This window comes from Pseudomonas sp. 30_B (genome assembly GCF_017491605.1).
Taxonomy (GTDB): domain Bacteria; phylum Pseudomonadota; class Gammaproteobacteria; order Pseudomonadales; family Pseudomonadaceae; genus Pseudomonas.
The window spans coordinates 25,844-39,247 of sequence record NZ_JAFGYY010000016.1 but is presented as its reverse complement, the minus strand read 5'-3'; the positions used below and the strand labels follow the sequence as shown (position 1 = coordinate 39,247).

Here is a 13,404-nt window from a genome sequence, read left to right as displayed (position 1 = left end):
TGCAACCATCCAAAAGGAGGATTCGTCAGGTCGAGTGCTCAGGCATGCGCGGCGTGGCGCAGGCGCTCGCGGTCGAGAATCTCGATGCCGCCATAGCTCAGGCGGAGGATGCCCTGGGCCTCCAGGTCCTTGAGGATCTGGTTGGTGGTCTGCCGCGACAGCGACAGCATGGCCGCCAACTGCTCCTGCGGCAGGTGCAGCTCGCGCTTGCAGGTGGCCGACTCGCCATAGCCCTCGGCGATCATCAGCAGGCGCCGGGCCAGGCGCGGCGCGGCGGGCAGCAGCGACAGCTCTTCCAGTACGGCGAAGGTGATGCGCAGCTTGTGGCTCATCAGCAGGGCGAAATCGCGCCAGTACTCCGGGTGCTGCGCCAGCAGCGCCTGCAGTGGCGCAAGCGGGACCTGCAGGAGCACGGTGGCGCCCTCGGCGTAGGCGTCATGGGTGCGCGGCTGGCCGTCGAACAGGCAGATCTCGCCGAACCAGTTGGGCGCCTCGACCAGCGCCAGCAGCGCTTCCTTGCCGCTCTCGCCGACCACGCTGACGCGCATCGCGCCTTCCACCACGCAATACAGGCCGCAGGGTGCGTCGCCACGGGCGAATAGACGCTGCCCGGCCGGCAGTCGGCGCACCACGGCGGCATCGCACAGCGCGTGGCGCAGGTTCTCGGGCAGGGCCTGGAACCAGCGGCCTTCATCGAGGCGGGGCAGGTAGGAGCGGTTGGCGGTCATGGGCTTTGTCGGCTAATTGACAGAGTGGGGCTGCGTGCAAACGCCATCATGCCAGCACCTTGCGGGAGAACAACAATGAAAAGTCTGGTCGATCACCTTGCCCAATATGCCGCCTACCACCGGGACCGGCGGAACATCGTCAGCCATTTCGTCGGCATCCCGATGATCGTGCTGGCCATTGCCACCCTGCTGTCGCGCCCCGGCTTCGAACTGGCCGGCCTGCCGGTCTCGCCCGCCACGCTGCTGGCGCTGGCCTCGGTGGTCTTCTACCTGCGCCTGGACCTGCGCTTCGGCCTGCTGATGACGGCGCTGCTGGCGCTGTCGCTGTGGATCGGCGCGGCGCTCGCCGCCGGCACCACCGCCTACTGGCTCGGCTGGGGTATCGGCCTGTTCGTGGTGGGCTGGGTCATCCAGTTCGTCGGCCACTGGTACGAAGGGCGCAAGCCGGCGTTTGTCGACGACCTCACCGGACTGATCGTCGGCCCGCTGTTCGTCGCCGCCGAAGCGGCCTTCCTGCTTGGCCTGCGCGATGAGGTGCGCCACGCCGTGGAAGAGCGCGCCGGCCCCACCTGCATCCGCGAGAAGAAGGCGACCGCCTGATTCGGTTCAGTCCGTGCCGCTGAGCTGGCGAAGGATCCGCGCGCTGTCGGGGTCGGCCGGGAAGAAGGTTTCCAGGGCCAGTTCCGACAGCGTCACGTCCACCGGCGTGCCGAACACCGTGATGGTGCCGATCAGGCTGCACACGCCCAGCTCCGTCTGCAGCTGCACCGGGATCAGCACCATGTCGCCATTGGCCGCCTCGTCGTAGGGCGGCGCCGGGTAGGCCGCCACCTCGTCACGCAATGCCGCCAGCGCGGGATCGCCGCTGGCTTCGAAGTCGCGCTGCAGGCGCTCCACCACATGCGCCTTCCACGGCCCCAGATTGAGGATGCGCGGCGCCAGCCCCTTGGGGTGCAGGCTCATGCGCAGCACGTTGATCGGCGGCTGCAGCAACTCCGGATCGACGCCGATCAGGAAGATGTCCACCGTACGGTTGGACGCCAGCAGGTTCCAATGGCGGTCCACCACCATCGCCGGGTTCGGCTCGTGGGCTTTGAGCAACTGGTCGATGGCCTGTTTCGCCACGGTCAGTGCCGGGTCGTCCAGACCCTTCTCCGAGTACACCGGGGCGTAGCCGGCGGCGCTGAGCAGGCGGTTGCGTTCGCGCAGGGGGATGTCCAGCTGTTCGGCCAGATGCAGGAGCATCTCGCGGCTGGGCAAGGCTCGCCCGGTTTCGACGAAGCTCAGGTGGCGCGTGGAAATCTCCGCGTCGCAGGCGAGGTCGAGCTGGCTGAGCCGGCGGCGCTGGCGCCATTGGCGGAGCAGGGCGCCGACTGGTTGGGCTGGGTTGGTCTGGGCTGGACTGTTCATGGGATCGAACGATAGACCTGCGCAGGCGGTACGGCCATTACCTGGCAGGTAATCGACGCACCTACGTCTGCGGCGGATTCTTCAGCCACACGCCGCCAACCGGTGGCGATCCCTGAAGGAGCTTCGCCATGACTCTGCTGCAACCCTCCCCGCTGCTTCGTCTCACCCTGAAAGTCGATGCCATCGCCGGTGGCGCCATGGGCCTGCTGATGGCCCTGGCCGCGCAACCGCTGGGCGAGCTGTTCGGTCTGCCGTTCGTCCTGCTGATGGTGGCTGGCATCGTGCTCTTGCCGCTGGCGCTGGTGCTCTACTGGATGAGCAACCAGCCGCTGCTGTCGCGCACCGGCGTCTGGGCGGTGATCGCCTTGAACGCGCTGTGGGTGGTGGAAAGCGCGACCCTGCTGGTGACCGGTTACGTGCAGCCGACCACCCTGGGCTACGCCTTCGTCATTGGGCAGGCGCTGGTGGTACTGCTGCTGGCCGAGCTGGAGTTCTTCGGCCTGCGGCGGTCGGCAGTCCTGGCCCTGTAACTGCAACACCCGTAGGGCGGATAACGCGCCAGCGTTATCCGCCGGATAGTGGCCGGCGGATAACCTGTTCCAGGTTATGCGCCCTACGGTGCTCTGATGTTCGCGAGCAAGCTCGCTCCTACAGGGTGCGCTCTTCGTAGGAGCGAGCTTGCTCGCGAACCGCTTTATGCCAAGGCCTCGCGGACGAAGTCGAGGCGATCCTGCCCGAAGAACATCTCGTCGCCGACGAACATCGTCGGCGCGCCGAACATCCCGCGCTTGATCGCCGCCTCGGTGTTGGCCTTCAGCGCGTCCTTCACCTCCTGCTCGGCGGTCAGCGCCAGCAGCGCCTGCGGGTCGAAGCCCGCCTCGGCCAGCAAAGGGCCGAGCACAGCGGGGTCGCCCAGGTTCAGTGCGTCCACCCACATGCCCTTGAACACACAGGCCAGCAGCGCTTCGAAGCGTTCCGGCTGGCGCATCTGAATGCCGGTGGCGGCGCGCATCAGGGTGAGGGTGTTGATTGGGAAGTGCGGGTTCATCTGCAACGGCACACCGTAGCGGCGGGCGAAACGCAGCATGTCGATCAGGGTGTAGCGGCCCTTGGCCGGGATGGCGATGGGCGAGGCATTGCCGGTGGCCTGGAACACGCCGCCCAGCAGCACGGGGCGGTAGACCAGTTCGGCGCCCGTTTCGGCGCAGATTTTCGGCAACTGGGTGTAGGCCAGGTAGGTAGTCGGGCTGCCGAAATCGAAGTAGAACTCGACGCTCTTGCTCATGAGTGGCTCTCTTTCTTGTTGTCGTTATGGGGCGATCACCAGCGCTCGATCCACGGGCGCAGATCCAGCTCGAAAGTCCAGGCATCGCACGGCTGAGAGTGCAGATACCAGTAGCTGTCGGCGATGTGCTCGGGATCGAGGATGCCGTCCTGGTCCTTCAGCGCGTAGCGCTCGGGGAAGGTCTCGCGGATGAATTCGGTGTCGATGGCACCGTCCACCACTACGTGGGCGACGTGCAGGCCCATCGGCCCCAGCTCGCGAGCCATGCTCTGGGCCAGCGCGCGGATGCCGTGCTTGGCCCCGGCAAAGGCGGCAAAGCCGGAAGCACCGCGCAGGCCGGCGGTGGCGCCGGTGAAGAGGATCGTTCCGCGCTGGCGCTTGACCATGCGCTTGGCCACTTCGCGGCCGGTGAGGAAACCGGAGAAGCAGGCCATTTCCCAGATCTTGAAGTATTTGCGCGCAGTCTCTTCGAGGATGCTGCACGGCACGTTGGCGCCGATGTTGAAGACAAAGGCTTCGATGGGGCCGATGTCGCGCTCGATGGTTTCCACCAGCTCGATCACCGCTTCTTCGTTGCGGGCGTCGGAGGCGAAGCCGTGGGCCTCGCCGCCGTCGGCGCGGATGGCGTCCACCAGCGGCTGCAGCTTGTCGGCCGAGCGGCGGGTGACACAGGCGACATAGCCCTCGCGGGCGAAACGACGGGCGATGGCGCCCCCAGTAGCGTCACCCGCGCCGATGACCAGTACGACTTTCTTGTTCTGCGACATCCTCGTCTCCTCTTTGGTAAACGGTCGTTAGGTAAACGAACGTTATGCTATCCTCCGGCGGACCGTCAACTTGCTTCGCCGGAGTCGCCCCGATGCGCTACTCAGCCACCCACAAGGAAGAAACCCACCAGCGCCTGCTCGACAGCAGCGGCGCCCTCGCCAAGCAGGGCGGCTTCGCCACCACTGGCGTGGATGGGCTGATGAAGGCGGTGGGCTTGTCCGGCGGGGCGTTCTACAACCACTTCGGGTCGAAGGACGAACTGTTTGCGGCCATCGTCGAGCGTGAGTTGCAGCAGAGCGTCGAACGGCTGGCGGCCAAGGGCAAGGTGCTGGACCGGGCGCGACTGGAACGTGGGCTGAAGCGTTATCTGAGCGTCACCCACGTACAGGACGCCAGCGCCGGTTGCGCGATTCCCGCGCTCGGGGCGGAGATCGCCCGCGCCGACAAAACCGTGCGGCAGAGCGCCGAGGACGCGCTGGTGGACTTGCAGCAGGCGTGGGCCGATGTGCTGGGTTCGCCGGAAGATGCCTGGGCGCTGCTGGCGCAGTGCGTGGGGGCGCTGATGCTGGCGCGGATGGTTGCCGGCGAGAAGACGCAGAAGGCGATCATCGAGTCGAGCCGGGATTTCCTGCTGCGGCATCTGGATGAGACGTCGCAGGACGCACCTGTGTAGGAGCGAGCTTGCTCGCGAACCCGGCCCCGCAGCGGGGGTTGTTCGCGAGCAAGCTCGCTCCTACGAAAAGCAGAGACGCCCGATCAGATATTCGCCACCGGCTGATAGGCCTTCGGCTTGAAGTACAGCGTCTCGCCGCGGGCGAGGCCGGTCAGGCTGTCGTGGTCCTTCACCACTTCGGCCTCGATCAGTTCGTCCTGGCCTTCCACCTTCAGGGTCACCCGGGTGATCGCGCCCAGCGGGCGGATGTCGCGGACTTCGGCGGCGCGGTGCTCGGCCACTTCGGAGCGCGACAGCGAGACCTCGTGCGGGCGGAACAGCACGTGCTCGTCACCGCCGATGTGCAGGCGGTTGGAGTCGCCGAGGAAGTGGTAGACGAAGTCGCTGGCCGGGTTCTCGTAGACCTCGCCCGGGGAGCCGATCTGCTCGATCACGCCTTTGTTCATCACCACGATGCGGTCGGCGACTTCCATCGCCTCTTCCTGGTCGTGGGTGACGAACACGGAGGTCAGGTTGATCTCCTCGTGCAGGCGCGCCAGCCAGCGGCGCAGCTCCTTGCGCACCTTGGCGTCGAGGGCGCCGAAGGGTTCGTCCAGCAGCAGGATCTTCGGTTCCACCGCCAGTGCGCGGGCCAGGGCGATACGCTGGCGCTGGCCGCCGGAGAGTTGTTCCGGGTAGCGGTCGGACAGCCAGTCCAGCTGCACCATGTTGAGCAGGTCGTGGACCTTCTCGGCGATGCGCGACTCGCTCGGGCGTTCGCTCTTGGGCTTCATGCGCAGGCCGAAGGCGACGTTGTCGAACACCGTCATGTGGCGGAACAGCGCGTAATGCTGGAACACGAAGCCGACGTTGCGATCGCGCACGTCGTGCTGCGAAACGTCCTCGCCGTGGAACACGATGTTGCCGGCGTCCGGGGTCTCCAGGCCGGCGATGATGCGCAGCAGGGTAGTCTTGCCGCAGCCGGACGGGCCGAGCAGGGCGACCAGCTCGCCGCTGTGGATATCCAGGTTGATATCGTTCAGCGCCTTGAAGGCGTTGAAGTTCTTGCTGACGTTACGGATCTCGATGCTCATGGCCGAACCTCACCCTCGAATAAATCGCGCCTGCGTTGCTGCCCAAAAGCACGCCAGGCAAGGCGCGGGGCGTAGGTAATGGTGATCCCCTTATCAAGCCCCGCAACGCCGCATGGCGTGCTTTTGGGCGCAACCCGAAGGGGCGGGGCCATTTTTGCGCATGGCTGCGTCACTCGTCGTTCATTTGGGGAAACCAAACGTCTCTCCTCCTTCCTTGCCCTGCGCAAAAATGGCCTCCGCCGCAGGTGCGATTTATTCGAGGGTGAGGTTCCCTACTCATCGTCAGCTTTTACTTTGGCGCGGGTCAGGCGCGATTCGCTCCACTGCTTGAGCAGCAGGATGACCAGGGCCATCAGCAGCAGCAGGGTGGCGACGCTGAAAGCGGCGACGTGGTTGTATTCGTTGTAGAGGATTTCGACGTGCAGCGGCAGGGTGTTGGTGACGCCGCGGATGTGTCCGGAGACCACCGACACCGCGCCGAACTCGCCCATGGCCCGCGCGGTGCACAGCACCACGCCGTAGATCAGGCCCCATTTGATGTTCGGCAGGGTCACGTGCCAGAACATCTGCCAGCCGTTGGCGCCGAGCAGGCGCGCGGCCTCTTCCTCCTGGGTGCCCTGTTCCTGCATCAGCGGGATCAGTTCGCGGGCGACGAAGGGGAAGGTGACGAAGATGGTGGCCAGGACGATGCCGGGCACGGCGAAGACGATCTGGATGTCGTGGTCCGACAGCCATTGGCCAAAGTAGCCCTGGGCGCCGAACAGCAGCACGTAGATCAGGCCGGCGATCACCGGCGAGACCGAGAACGGCAGGTCGATCAGGGTCACCAGGATGCTCTTGCCGGGGAACTCGAACTTGGTCACGCACCAGGCGGCGGCGACGCCGAACACCAGGTTCAGCGGTACCGAGATGCCCACGGCGATCAGCGTCAGCTTCAGCGCGGCCAGCGCATCGGGTTCCAGGATGGCTTCGAAGAAGGTGCCGAAGCCCTGCTTCAGCGCCTCGCTCAGCACCACGAACAGCGGCAGCAGCAGGAACAGGGCAAAGGCCAGCCAGGCCAGCGCGATCAGGGCGCGGCGGCCCCAGACATTACCCCGGCGAGCCGCGTTGGCAGCGGCCGCGGCGGAAAGGCTTGCGGTACTCATGGCGCGCTCCTCAGGGCGTTTCGATGCGGCGTTGCAGCAGGTTGATCAACAGCAGCAGGACGAAGGCGACGACCAGCATCAGCACGCCGATGGCGGTGGCGCCGGTGTAGTCGTACTGGTCCAGCTTGACCATGATCAGCAGCGGCAGGATCTCGGTCTTCATCGGCATGTTGCCGGCAATGAAAATCACCGAGCCGTATTCGCCGACACCGCGGGCGAAGGCCAGGGCGAAACCGGTCAGCCAGGCCGGCAGCAGCGCCGGCAGAAGCACGTGGCGGAATACCTGCAGCGGCTTGGCGCCCAGGCACGCAGCGGCTTCTTCCACTTCACGCGGGATGTCCGCCAGCACCGGCTGCACCGTGCGCACCACGAAGGGCAGGACCACGAAGGTCAGCGCCAGGGTGATGCCCAGCGGGGTGTAGGCGATCTTCAGGCCGATCTCGGTGGCGAAGCGGCCGACCAGGCCGCTGGGCGCGTACAGCGCGGTGAGCGCGATACCGGCCACGGCGGTGGGGAGGGCGAAGGGCAGGTCGATCATCGCGTCGATGATCTTGCGCCCCGGGAAGCGGTAGCGCACCAGCACCCAGGCCAGCAGGGTGCCGATCACGCCGTTGATCAGGGCGGCGATCAGTGCCGTGCCGAAGCTCAGCTTGAGCGCGGCGATGACCCGCGGTGCGGTGATGATGGCCCAGAACTGATCCCAGGAAAGGTGGGTCGTCTTGAGGAACATGGCCCCCAGCGGAATCAGCACCAACAGGCTGAGATACACCAGGGTGTAGCCCAGAGTCAGCCCGAAGCCGGGTATGACCGGGGAGATGCGTCGTGACATTTGCTGTCCTTTCTCATTAACGCGTTGAGAACCTGATTACGATCTGCTGCGCGTCGGCATGACTGCGTTGAAAACAGGCTCGGAATGCTCATTTACCGCTCGTAAACTGCGCTTCCTCGCCTGTTTTCGCCTTGTCCTGCCCTAGCTCGCAAGATCGTAAACAGATTCTGTGCCCCCGCCATGGGGCGGGGGTTTTCGTTCCGCGCGGGCTGTGCACCGGCCCGCGCGGATCGGGTGCCCGGCGCAAGGCCGGGCGGGTGGCGCATCACTGCGCCTGGTAGATCTTGTCGAAGATGCCGCCGTCGTTGAAGAACTTGGGCTGCGCGACTTTCCAGCCGCCGAAGTCCTTGTCGATGGTCACCAGGTTCAGTTTCGGGAACTGGTTGGCGAACTCGGCGGCGACCTTGGCGTTACGCGGGCGGTAGAAGTTCTGCGCGGCGATGCGCTGGCCTTCTTCGCTGTACAGGTACTTCAGATATTCCTCGGCGACCTTGCGGGTGCCTTTCTTGTCGACGTTCTTGTCGACCACGGCCACCGGCGGCTCGGCCAGGACGGACACGGACGGAACGACGATCTCGAAGTTCTCGCCGCCCTGTTCCTTCTTGGCCAGGAAGGCTTCGTTCTCCCAGGCCAGCAGCACGTCGCCGATGTTGTTGTTGACGAAGGTGATGGTCGAACCGCGGGCGCCAGTGTCCAGAACCGGGACGTGCTTGTACAGGTCCTTCACGTAGGCTTGCGCCTTCTCTTCGCTACCGTACTGTTTCTTGGCCCAGGCCCAGGCGGCGAGGAAGTTCCAGCGGGCGCCGCCGGAGGTCTTCGGGTTCGGGGTGATGACTTCCACGCCCTGCTTGGTCAGGTCGCCCCAGTCCTTGATGCCCTTGGGGTTGCCCTTGCGCACCAGGAACACGATGGTCGAGGTGTAGGGGGTGCTGTTGTCGGGCAGGCGGGCCTGCCAGTCGGCGGGCAGCAACTGGCCCAGCTTGTTCAGTTCGTCGATGTCGCCGGCCAGGGCCAGGGTCACCACGTCGGCCTTCAGGCCGTCGATCACGGCGCGGGCCTGTTTGCCCGAGCCACCGTGGGATTGCTGCACGGTCAGGTCGTCACCGCCCTGGGCCTTCCAGTGCTTGATGAAGGCGCTGTTGTAGGCCTGGTACAGCTCGCGGGTCGGATCGTAGGAAACGTTCAGCAGTTGGGTGGCGGCGGAAACCGGGCCGGCAATCAGTGCGCTGGCGAGGGCGGCCAGGGCGAAACGGCGGATGGACATGTGCAGCTCCTGAAAAAATGCAGTTCTTTATGTTTGTTGGGCAGAGTCTTTCGGGGGAGGGGCGGTGTCAGCCACGCATTCGTGGCTGACAGCTGCAATACCGGTGGGGCTGTTCGGTCATGGCGACGCTCCGGGTGTCCAGTCGGTTCGCGGTTCAGGCTCAGGCTTGCTTGCCGGGGCTCTGCTGCAGGCGGAATTTTTCCTTGCGCTCGATCTGCACCACCTGGCCGTTGTGCACGGTGATCTCGACGGCGCCGAAACGCAGGCCACGCAAGGCGCTCTGCACTTCGCGCAGGATGTTGGCTTCTTCCTGGCCGTCCAGGCTACGGAGGGTTGCGCTCATGGGTATCTGCTCCTAGTGGGTTGACCGCGAGGTCGCTTCCGGGCGCCGTTCGTGCGGTGTGGGCGCATCATAGGCAGGAGCTGGATATTCTTAAAAATACTGTTTAAGAATTTTTATATATCAGAAAGTTTTTAGAGCGGTTGGCCGCTCTGGCGCGGCAGCTTCGCCAGCAGAGCCTGCGCGGGTTGCGGCTTGTCGTACCAGTAGCCCTGGCCGAAGTCGCAGGCGTGGGTGAGGAGGAAGGCGGCCTGGTCGGGGCGTTCGATGCCTTCGGCGACCACCTGCAGACCCATGCTCTGGCCCAGGGCGATTACCGCGCAGGCGATGGCGGCATCCTCGGCGTCATCGGGCAGGCCGGCGACGAAGCCCTGGTCGATCTTCAGCTTATGCACCGGCATGCGTTTCAGGCGCATCAGCGAGGAGTAGCCAGTACCGAAGTCGTCGATGGACAGGTGTACGCCGAGCAGGCGCAGCTGGCAGAGCAGTTCCAGGCCCTGGTCGAAGTTCTGCATCACCGCGCTCTCGGTGACCTCCAGCTCCAGGTGGTGGGGTTCCAGCCCGCTCTGCTGCAGCGCCAGGGCGACGCGCTCTTCCAGCCCGCCACGGCTGAACAGGCGGCTGGAAACGTTCACCGCGATGAAGTCCAGGGTGATGCCGGCATCGAGCCAGGCGCGCATCTGGCGACAGGCCTGGTCGAGCATCCAGGCATCGAGGGCGGTGATCAGCCCGGATTCCTCGGCTACGGGGATGAACTCGCTGGGCGGCACCAGGCCACGCTGCGGATGCTGCCAGCGCACCAGCGACTCGACGCCGACCATGCGCCCGCTGGCGAGGTCGTGCACCGGCTGGAAGTAGATGCGCAGTTCGTCGTGGTCCAGCGCGTGGCGCAGCGCGGTTTCGACCTGCACATGGGAGCGCGCGCGGGCGGTCAGCTCCGGGGTGTAGAAGGCATACAGGCTGCGGCCGCTGGCCTTGGCCTGGAACAGCGCGGCGTCGGCGTGCTGCATCAGGTAGTCGACGTTGCGTGCGTCCTCGGGGAACAGGCTCACGCCCAGGCTGACGGACATGTAGATGGTCTGTCCGTCGACCTCGAAGGGCGCGTGCATCGCCTCCAGAAGGCGCTGGGCGAGGCTGCTGGCATGCTGTTGCTGCGGGCTTTCGAGAACCACCGCGAACTCGTCGCCGCCCAGGCGCGCCAGGGAGCAGCGTTCGTCGAGGACGGCCTGCAGGCGTTCGGCGATGGCCTTGATCAGCCGGTCGCCGGTGCTGTGCCCAAGGCTGTCGTTGATGTGCTTGAAGTGATCGAGGTCGATCACCAGCAGGGCGCCTCCGCCCTGTTCGCGTTCGGCGCGGGCGATGGCCTGCTCGATGCGCTCGCGCAGCAGCAGGCGGTTGGGCAAGCCGGTGAGCGGATCGTGGTGGGCGAGGAAGTCCAGTTCGTGCTGCGAGCGCTTGAGGCTGCTGAGGTCGGAAAACACCGCCACATAATGGGTCAGCTGGCCCTGGTCGTTGCGCACCGCGCGGATGTGCTGCCACTGCGGGTACACCTCGCCGCTCTTGCGGCGGTTCCATATCTCGCCGCTCCACGCGCCGTCGCGCAGCAGGGCTTCCCACATGCGCTGGTAGAAGGCGGCGTCCTGCCGGCCGGACTTGAGGAGCGACGGCTGACCGCCGAGCACGTCTTCCACCGCGTAGCCGGTGATGCGCGAGAACGAGGGATTGGTGTGCACGATGATGCCGCGGCTGTCGGTGACCAGCAGGCCTTCCTGGGTCGCCTCGAACACCGCCGCGGCCTGGCGCAGGTGGTCCTCGTTGCTGCGCTGGCGGGTGATGTCGCGGCTGACGCCGGTCATGCGCAAGGCTTCGCCGCTGGCGCTGCGCTCGACGCGCCCGCGGGCGTGGACCCAGCGGTAGCCGCCGTCGCTGTGGAGGATGCGGTAGACGCAGTCGAGCTGCTCGCTCAGGCCGTCGATGTGGTCCTGGTAGGCAGCGAGGGTGGCGCTGCGGTCATCGGGGTGCAGGCGGTTTTCCCAGAGCAGGGCATCGTCGCTCAGGCGCTCGCAGGGCAGGCCGATCAGATTGGAATACCCCGGTGAGTAGTAGATGCGCTGGTTGCGCAGGTCCCAGTCCCAGACGCCATCCTCGACCACGCTCAGCGCGCGGCTCAGGCGTTCCTCGCGATTGGCCAGGGCATTGACGGTGGCGTGCTGGCGGTGGAAGTGCCGCTGCAGCAGCAGGAACAGCAGCAGGGCGCTGATACCCAGGAACACGAACTTCTTGACGGTCATCCAACGCAGCAGCTGGACCGGCTCGGGGAAGACCATTTGTAACCAATGGTCACCCAGCAGCATCCAGAGGGCGGCGAGCACCAGGTACAGCAGGCTGATGCGGAGGGCGCTAAGTCGAGGGTTCATGCGGTGGCGAGGTGAAGGTATTGGCTACGCAGTATAAAGGATGCCCGCAGGCGGTCGTTCTTATCTAAAAGACCGGATGGTTTTCCGGACTCGCTTGGTGATAATGCGAGCTGGCCTTGTCCGGCAAGGTCGCTCTTTCACCACTTCCGAGGTTCATTATCGACCATGTGGTACAACGGTTTCCTTGACCTGTCGCCATGGCAACTGGTGGCGGTCACCCTGGTCCTGACGCATATCACCATCGTCAGTGTCACCGTTTATTTGCATCGCTATTCCGCGCACCGCGCCCTCGAACTGCACCCCGCGCTGCAACACTTCTTCCGTTTCTGGCTGTGGATGACCACGGGCATGAACACCCGCGAGTGGACCGCCATCCACCGCAAGCACCACGCCAAGTGCGAAACCGCCGACGATCCGCACAGCCCGGTGTACAAGGGCCTGGGCACCGTCCTGCGGCGCGGCGCGGAGCTCTATCGCGAAGAAGCGAAGAACGAGGACACCCTGCGCATCTACGGCAAGAACTGCCCGGACGACTGGCTGGAGCGCAAGGTCTACAGCCGCTACCCGCTGGGCGGCATCGTGCTGATGGTTCTGATCGACGTGGCCCTGTTCGGCGCCCTCGGACTGACCGTCTGGGCGGTGCAGATGGCGTGGATTCCGGTATGGGCCGCCGGCGTGATCAATGGCCTGGGCCATGCCATCGGCTACCGCAACTTCGAGTGCCGCGACGCCGCCACCAACCTGGTGCCCTGGGGCATCCTGATCGGTGGCGAAGAGCTGCACAACAACCACCACACCTACCCGAACTCGGCCAAGCTGTCGGTGAAGAAGTGGGAGTTCGACCTGGGCTGGGCCTGGATCAAGCTGTTCAGCTTCCTCCGCCTGGCCAAGGTGGCCCGCGTGGCGCCCATCGCCCACCGGGTGGAAGGCAAGGGCAGCCTGGACATGGATACCGCCATGGCCATCCTCAACAACCGCTTCCAGATCATGGCCCAGTACCGCAAGCTGGTGATCGGCCCGCTGGTGAAACAGGAACTGGCCAAGGCCGACGCATCGGTGCGCCACCTGTTCCGTCGCGCCAAGCGCCTGCTGTCGCGGGAGACCAGCCTGCTGGAAGAGCGCCACCACGCGCGCATCCAGGATCTGCTCGCGCAGAGCCAGTCCCTGCAGGTGATCTACGAGAAGCGCCTGGCGCTGCAGCAGATCTGGGTGAAGACCAGCGCCAACGGCCACGACATGCTGGCAGCGATCAAGCAGTGGGTGCAGGAGGCGGAAGCCAGCGGCATCCAGTCGCTGAAGGAATTCGCCGAGCAGCTCAAGACCTACTCGCTGCGCCCCGCCGTGTAGCTGACAGCGTCGTCCTAGGACGATGTGAAGTCTGTCGCAAGAAAGCCCGCCGTTCGGCGGGCTTTTTGTTTACTTTGCAACCGCTTGGCGTAGTTTGCGGTCATAGCCCCGGTCGATGAGCGGGA

General features: G+C 65.4%; 14 protein-coding genes. 4 read left to right on the top strand and 10 right to left on the bottom strand.

Annotated elements, in window-relative coordinates; translation table 11 throughout:
• Nucleotides 1–38 precede the first annotated feature (38 nt).
• Nucleotides 39–728 (bottom strand): Crp/Fnr family transcriptional regulator, encoded by a 690-nt coding sequence (locus J5M67_RS18085; protein ID WP_207886719.1) that lies wholly within the window; start codon nucleotides 726–728, stop codon nucleotides 39–41.
• A gap of 75 nt (nucleotides 729–803) precedes the next feature.
• Between J5M67_RS18085 and J5M67_RS18080 the strand changes: the two genes are divergently transcribed.
• Entirely contained in the window at nucleotides 804–1,328 is a 525-nt protein-coding gene (locus tag J5M67_RS18080; RefSeq protein WP_207886718.1) for a DUF962 domain-containing protein, read from the top strand.
• A 6-nt stretch (nucleotides 1,329–1,334) separates the two neighbouring features.
• Here J5M67_RS18080 and J5M67_RS18075 read toward each other — a convergent pair whose 3' ends face one another.
• Complete coding sequence (locus tag J5M67_RS18075; protein WP_207886717.1) at nucleotides 1,335–2,138, bottom strand: helix-turn-helix domain-containing protein; 804 nt, start codon at nucleotides 2,136–2,138, stop codon at nucleotides 1,335–1,337.
• A 128-nt stretch (nucleotides 2,139–2,266) separates the two neighbouring features.
• On the opposite strand from J5M67_RS18075, the gene J5M67_RS18070 reads away from it, so the two are divergent.
• Nucleotides 2,267–2,668: a hypothetical protein gene (locus tag J5M67_RS18070; RefSeq protein WP_207886716.1), complete on the top strand. Its 402-nt coding sequence runs from the start codon at nucleotides 2,267–2,269 to the stop codon at nucleotides 2,666–2,668.
• Between the two features lie 164 nt (nucleotides 2,669–2,832).
• On the opposite strand, the gene J5M67_RS18065 is transcribed toward J5M67_RS18070, so the two are convergent.
• Together J5M67_RS18065 and J5M67_RS18060 are read right to left on the bottom strand one after the other, a co-directional pair.
• On the bottom strand, nucleotides 2,833–3,423 hold the full coding sequence (locus J5M67_RS18065; protein WP_207886715.1) for a 2-hydroxychromene-2-carboxylate isomerase: 591 nt from the start codon (nucleotides 3,421–3,423) through the stop codon (nucleotides 2,833–2,835).
• Between the two features lie 35 nt (nucleotides 3,424–3,458).
• Nucleotides 3,459–4,190 carry an SDR family oxidoreductase gene (locus J5M67_RS18060; RefSeq protein ID WP_207886714.1) on the bottom strand — a complete coding sequence of 244 codons (732 nt, stop codon included), beginning with the start codon at nucleotides 4,188–4,190 and terminating at the stop codon, nucleotides 3,459–3,461.
• Nucleotides 4,191–4,282: 92 nt separating this feature from the next.
• On the opposite strand from J5M67_RS18060, the gene J5M67_RS18055 reads away from it, so the two are divergent.
• On the top strand, nucleotides 4,283–4,864 hold the full coding sequence (locus tag J5M67_RS18055; RefSeq protein ID WP_207886713.1) for a TetR/AcrR family transcriptional regulator: 582 nt from the start codon (nucleotides 4,283–4,285) through the stop codon (nucleotides 4,862–4,864).
• A gap of 83 nt (nucleotides 4,865–4,947) precedes the next feature.
• On the opposite strand, the gene J5M67_RS18050 is transcribed toward J5M67_RS18055, so the two are convergent.
• The 6 genes from J5M67_RS18050 to J5M67_RS18025 form a co-directional block, all read right to left on the bottom strand.
• Entirely contained in the window at nucleotides 4,948–5,937 is a 990-nt protein-coding gene (locus J5M67_RS18050) for a sulfate/molybdate ABC transporter ATP-binding protein (RefSeq protein WP_207886712.1), read from the bottom strand.
• Between the two features lie 272 nt (nucleotides 5,938–6,209).
• Nucleotides 6,210–7,082 carry a sulfate ABC transporter permease subunit CysW gene (cysW, locus tag J5M67_RS18045; RefSeq protein ID WP_207886711.1) on the bottom strand — a complete coding sequence of 291 codons (873 nt, stop codon included), beginning with the start codon at nucleotides 7,080–7,082 and terminating at the stop codon, nucleotides 6,210–6,212.
• 10 nt (nucleotides 7,083–7,092) lie between these two features.
• The gene (gene cysT, locus J5M67_RS18040) at nucleotides 7,093–7,911 is read right to left on the bottom strand and encodes a sulfate ABC transporter permease subunit CysT (protein ID WP_207886710.1); all 819 of its coding nucleotides are present in this window, start codon (nucleotides 7,909–7,911) and stop codon (nucleotides 7,093–7,095) included.
• 265 nt (nucleotides 7,912–8,176) lie between these two features.
• Nucleotides 8,177–9,175 carry a sulfate ABC transporter substrate-binding protein gene (locus J5M67_RS18035; RefSeq protein WP_207886709.1) on the bottom strand — a complete coding sequence of 333 codons (999 nt, stop codon included), beginning with the start codon at nucleotides 9,173–9,175 and terminating at the stop codon, nucleotides 8,177–8,179.
• A 160-nt stretch (nucleotides 9,176–9,335) separates the two neighbouring features.
• Nucleotides 9,336–9,518 carry a sulfur starvation response protein OscA gene (gene oscA, locus J5M67_RS18030; protein WP_152227217.1) on the bottom strand — a complete coding sequence of 61 codons (183 nt, stop codon included), beginning with the start codon at nucleotides 9,516–9,518 and terminating at the stop codon, nucleotides 9,336–9,338.
• 131 nt (nucleotides 9,519–9,649) lie between these two features.
• Entirely contained in the window at nucleotides 9,650–11,932 is a 2,283-nt protein-coding gene (locus J5M67_RS18025) for a bifunctional diguanylate cyclase/phosphodiesterase (RefSeq protein WP_207886708.1), read from the bottom strand.
• 165 nt (nucleotides 11,933–12,097) lie between these two features.
• On the opposite strand from J5M67_RS18025, the gene desA reads away from it, so the two are divergent.
• On the top strand, nucleotides 12,098–13,279 hold the full coding sequence (gene desA, locus J5M67_RS18020) for a delta-9 fatty acid desaturase DesA (protein WP_207886707.1): 1,182 nt from the start codon (nucleotides 12,098–12,100) through the stop codon (nucleotides 13,277–13,279).
• The last annotated feature ends 125 nt before the right edge of the window (nucleotides 13,280–13,404 follow it).

What these genes read in the sequence shown, in the direction of transcription:
- J5M67_RS18050 (WP_207886712.1), bottom strand. Translation starts at nt 5,937, where the DNA reads ATGAGCATCGAGATCCGTAACGTCAGCAAGAACTTCAACGCCTTCAAG.
- J5M67_RS18025 (WP_207886708.1), bottom strand. Translation starts at nt 11,932, where the DNA reads ATGAACCCTCGACTTAGCGCCCTCCGCATCAGCCTGCTGTACCTGGTG.
- J5M67_RS18065 (WP_207886715.1), bottom strand. Translation starts at nt 3,423, where the DNA reads ATGAGCAAGAGCGTCGAGTTCTACTTCGATTTCGGCAGCCCGACTACC.
- J5M67_RS18060 (WP_207886714.1), bottom strand. Translation starts at nt 4,190, where the DNA reads ATGTCGCAGAACAAGAAAGTCGTACTGGTCATCGGCGCGGGTGACGCT.
- J5M67_RS18035 (WP_207886709.1), bottom strand. Translation starts at nt 9,175, where the DNA reads ATGTCCATCCGCCGTTTCGCCCTGGCCGCCCTCGCCAGCGCACTGATT.
- J5M67_RS18085 (WP_207886719.1), bottom strand. Translation starts at nt 728, where the DNA reads ATGACCGCCAACCGCTCCTACCTGCCCCGCCTCGATGAAGGCCGCTGG.
- J5M67_RS18055 (WP_207886713.1), top strand. Translation starts at nt 4,283, where the DNA reads ATGCGCTACTCAGCCACCCACAAGGAAGAAACCCACCAGCGCCTGCTC.
- desA (WP_207886707.1), top strand. Translation starts at nt 12,098, where the DNA reads ATGTGGTACAACGGTTTCCTTGACCTGTCGCCATGGCAACTGGTGGCG.
- oscA (WP_152227217.1), bottom strand. Translation starts at nt 9,518, where the DNA reads ATGAGCGCAACCCTCCGTAGCCTGGACGGCCAGGAAGAAGCCAACATC.
- J5M67_RS18070 (WP_207886716.1), top strand. Translation starts at nt 2,267, where the DNA reads ATGACTCTGCTGCAACCCTCCCCGCTGCTTCGTCTCACCCTGAAAGTC.
- cysW (WP_207886711.1), bottom strand. Translation starts at nt 7,082, where the DNA reads ATGAGTACCGCAAGCCTTTCCGCCGCGGCCGCTGCCAACGCGGCTCGC.
- J5M67_RS18080 (WP_207886718.1), top strand. Translation starts at nt 804, where the DNA reads ATGAAAAGTCTGGTCGATCACCTTGCCCAATATGCCGCCTACCACCGG.
- J5M67_RS18075 (WP_207886717.1), bottom strand. Translation starts at nt 2,138, where the DNA reads ATGAACAGTCCAGCCCAGACCAACCCAGCCCAACCAGTCGGCGCCCTG.
- cysT (WP_207886710.1), bottom strand. Translation starts at nt 7,911, where the DNA reads ATGTCACGACGCATCTCCCCGGTCATACCCGGCTTCGGGCTGACTCTG.